General features: G+C 69.6%; 1 protein-coding gene. It reads left to right on the top strand.

Translation table 11 applies throughout. The features are described 5' to 3' along the window. A partial coding sequence (locus tag NS331_RS24760) for a type VI secretion system Vgr family protein (RefSeq protein WP_153013050.1) occupies positions 1 to 909 on the top strand: 909 nt, incomplete at both ends.

Genomic DNA, 909 nt, shown 5'->3' with positions numbered 1-909 from the left:
CTCGACCTCGATGCGCTCATCGGCCGGGAGATCTGCTGCGAGATCGAACTCGACGGCTCGGGTTACTTTCTTCCTGGTGCGGTCGGTGAGGCTGTGGACGCCGTCGGCGCCGGTATCCGCCAGATCAACGCCCTCATCACCGAGGCTGCCTTGGTCGGCGAGGAAGGCCGCCACCTGCAGTACCGCCTCGTGCTGCGCCCCTGGCTGCACCTGGCCACCCTCAACGCCGACTGCCGCATCTTCCAGAACGCCACCGTCGTGGACATCCTGGATGCCGTCCTCGCCCACTACCCCTTCCCCGTCGACAAGCGCCTGCTCGAGCGCTACCCCATCCGCGACTACCAGACCCAGCTCAACGAGAGCGACTTCGCCTTCTTCGAGCGCCTGTGCCAGGAATGGGGCATCAGCTACCACTTCGAGCATGCGGGCGGTGCGCACCGCCTGGTGCTCTCGGACCACCTGGGCGCCTACCTGCCCAACCCCAGCCAGGCCTACCGCACTGTCGAATACCACCCGCCCGGCTGGAAGCTCGACGCCGAGTACCTCCACGCCTTCGTGCCCGACAGCCGCCTCACCCCGGGGCGCTACAGCAGCCGCGACTACGACTACACCCGCCCCCGCGCCGACCTGCGCGCGGGCCGCACAGATGCCCGGCCCACCGGCTTCGCCGATGCCGAGGTCTACGCCTGGCATGCTGGGCTCGGTGGCAGCCACTACGCCCAGCCCAACGCCGGGACAGCTTCCCCGAACGACCCGCGCGCCGAGGGCGACCTGATCGCCCGGCTGCGCATGCAGGCGCTGCGCACCGCGGGCGCCCGTGCCCGCGCCAGCGGCAACCTGCGCGCCATGGTGCCGGGTTTCACCTTCACCCTGCAGAACCACCCCAGGAATGCGGCCAATGCCGACTAC

It is taken from the genome of Pseudacidovorax intermedius, from assembly GCF_001476815.1.
Taxonomy (GTDB): Bacteria; Pseudomonadota; Gammaproteobacteria; order Burkholderiales; family Burkholderiaceae_C; genus Xenophilus; species Xenophilus intermedius_A.
This window is presented reverse-complemented; position numbering and strand designations above follow the sequence as displayed.